This is a genomic window from Vreelandella sp. L-15 (assembly GCF_056857635.1).
Map to the genome: position 1 here is coordinate 1 of NZ_JBSXNN010000089.1, position 2,037 is coordinate 2,037.

General features: G+C 52.7%; 5 protein-coding genes. All 5 read right to left on the bottom strand.

The genetic code is table 11. The features are described from left to right. Window positions 1–187: 187 nt before the first annotated feature. On the bottom strand, window positions 188–469 hold the full coding sequence (locus AC13CY_RS13315; RefSeq protein WP_023012028.1) for a type II toxin-antitoxin system RelE/ParE family toxin: 282 nt from the start codon (window positions 467–469) through the stop codon (window positions 188–190). Then, window positions 466–738, bottom strand: coding sequence for a CopG family ribbon-helix-helix protein (locus tag AC13CY_RS13320; protein WP_022989998.1), 273 nt, complete (start codon window positions 736–738; stop codon window positions 466–468). The genes AC13CY_RS13315 and AC13CY_RS13320 overlap by 4 nt, the downstream gene beginning before the upstream one ends. 131 nt (window positions 739–869) lie before the next feature. Beyond that, the gene (locus AC13CY_RS13325) at window positions 870–1,163 is read right to left on the bottom strand and encodes a HigA family addiction module antitoxin (protein ID WP_068436756.1); all 294 of its coding nucleotides are present in this window, start codon (window positions 1,161–1,163) and stop codon (window positions 870–872) included. Further along, window positions 1,163–1,441, bottom strand: a complete 279-nt coding sequence (locus AC13CY_RS13330; protein WP_022992350.1) for a type II toxin-antitoxin system RelE/ParE family toxin — start codon at window positions 1,439–1,441, stop codon at window positions 1,163–1,165. The genes AC13CY_RS13325 and AC13CY_RS13330 overlap by 1 nt, the downstream gene beginning before the upstream one ends. Window positions 1,442–1,561: 120 nt before the next feature. Next, window positions 1,562–1,879: an antibiotic biosynthesis monooxygenase family protein gene (locus AC13CY_RS13335; protein ID WP_483052655.1), complete on the bottom strand. Its 318-nt coding sequence runs from the start codon at window positions 1,877–1,879 to the stop codon at window positions 1,562–1,564. Between the last annotated feature and the right edge of the window lie 158 nt (window positions 1,880–2,037).

Here is a 2,037-nt window from a genome sequence, read left to right on the forward strand (position 1 = left end):
GCGGCAACCATCTCAGGGCCATGAGACCGAATGGCATTCTCTAGATCTCGCGTGAGCTCTTCAATTTCATTCAGGATTTCAGTTGCTCGCACATGGACTCCTTGAAAGCTAACGCTGAAGCGCACCGGTGGCTTTGTCGCAGCGCAGCGGAGACAAAGGCATCCGAGTGACGCGCCTGGTTAAATTACTACCGCTCACCTTCAAGGCCATGCCATACCCGGAGAATGATGATGGCACTGGGATGGAGCGAATATCGAACGACATATTTCCCGAAAACCATATCTCGAACAGAGTCAGGCACCGGTGCCATTTCAACTGGTGTGCCCATCTTGGGAAAATCAGGAAGCAATTCGATTTTGCCAACCAGTTCGGTGGCGATCCGGGCTGCCGCCGATGGATTGTGGACTGCAATGAACTCCCTGAGGCGCTGTAAATCTTCAATGGCTTCGTCCGTGTAAACCAGTTTCACTTACCTGACCTCGGTGCATCCTGCTCGTTGTCGGTTCCCCAACTATTAAGCCAGCTGTGAACCTCGCGGGCATCAACAACCTTGCCTTGTGCAGCGGACTCCATTGCTTCTAAGGTCTGTTTCCAGCGCTCTTGCTCCAGCTGCTGCTTTTCTATGTACTCCGATAATGCTTGGTTAATTACCCAACCTTTGCTCCGGTGCAACCTGCCAGCAATTGCTTCCAGGTGCTGTTCAACTTCTGCTTGAAGGCGAACCGTGGTGACGCTCATGACTATACCCTCGAGTTTGGCTACTACAATGTATTACAACATAGTCTACGGGGGTGCGGCAAAAAATTTAACGCCTTGGCTTTGCGGCGTGCCGGAGCGCCAGCGTAGGCGCGTCCGACAACAGCCACTGGTTAAGCTGCTTCGAAGTCCAAGGGATGAATGCCATCCAGATTGACCGTATTGCGGGCCACCCAAAGATCGTACATGTCCTGCATTGCCAACCAGCTCTCAGGAGTGCGCCCGAGAACCTTGGATAGCCGCAATGACATTTCCGGGCTAATACCACTATCTCCTTTGAGCAGCCGAGACAAAGTGGAAGGTGATACGCCCAGACTGGAAGCAAGCTGACGGGAACTGATACCGAAAGGCTCCAGATACACCTCCCGAATGAACTCGCCTGGATGCGGCGGATTATGCATAGTCATTAGTGATAATCCTCATAATCAAGAATGTAGGCATTGCCGTCCTGAAATTCGAACGTCATGCGCCAATTTCCGTTAACCCGAATCGACCACCGCCCCTTGTCTTTTCCCTTCAATGGGTGAAGCCGAAAGCCAGGGATATCCATGTCCTCCACCGAAGTGGCCGTATCCAAAGCAGCCAACTGCATACGCAGTTTCTTGGCATGGTCAGGCTGTATGCCCGCCGTGCTGCCGGTCGAGTAGAACCGCTTCAGTCCTTTGTGACGGAAAGATTTAATCATGAGGGGATGATAGCATGGTGCGCATCACGCAACAATAGAGCTTAACGCTGAAATAAGCGGCGGCCCGACAGGGGCGTCCGGTGGACGGCCGCCAGGCCGGGAACGTACTTAATTGACTGGTTAAATGCCGTACTCACGCTCCACCCTCGCAATACGAACCCGAAACGTGGAGTACCATTTTTGGTGGCCAAGTCGCTGAGCTTCTCGATGCTCTACGTTCTTTTTCCAATTGGTGATGGACTCCAAGCTCTCCCAATAGGATACGGTGATACCCAAATCCTCCCGGACGGACTCCATACCCAAGAAGCCAGGTTGGGTAGCTGCCAACTCAACCATCCTGTCTGCCACTTCCCCGTATCCATTGTCGCCCTCGGTGCGATGGCTACTGAAAATGACCGCGTAATACGGCGGCTCAGGAGTTTTGGCTATCTCTGACATAGATCCCTCTAGGCATTTAACGCCTTGCTCACCGGAAAATTGGGCGCGCAGCGAGTAATTTTTCCGCGTGGAGCAACTTGTTAGCTCTCAATCTATCGGGCTATTTGATGGTAAAGTACGCAACACCGGCCGCCGCCGCGATAATCAGCATCACTTTT

Excerpts from the sequence above, each read along its gene's own strand:
- AC13CY_RS13335 (WP_483052655.1), bottom strand. The coding sequence starts at position 1,879 with ATGTCAGAGATAGCCAAAACTCCTGAGCCGCCGTATTACGCGGTCATT.
- AC13CY_RS13325 (WP_068436756.1), bottom strand. The coding sequence starts at position 1,163 with ATGACTATGCATAATCCGCCGCATCCAGGCGAGTTCATTCGGGAGGTG.
- AC13CY_RS13330 (WP_022992350.1), bottom strand. The coding sequence starts at position 1,441 with ATGATTAAATCTTTCCGTCACAAAGGACTGAAGCGGTTCTACTCGACC.
- AC13CY_RS13320 (WP_022989998.1), bottom strand. The coding sequence starts at position 738 with ATGAGCGTCACCACGGTTCGCCTTCAAGCAGAAGTTGAACAGCACCTG.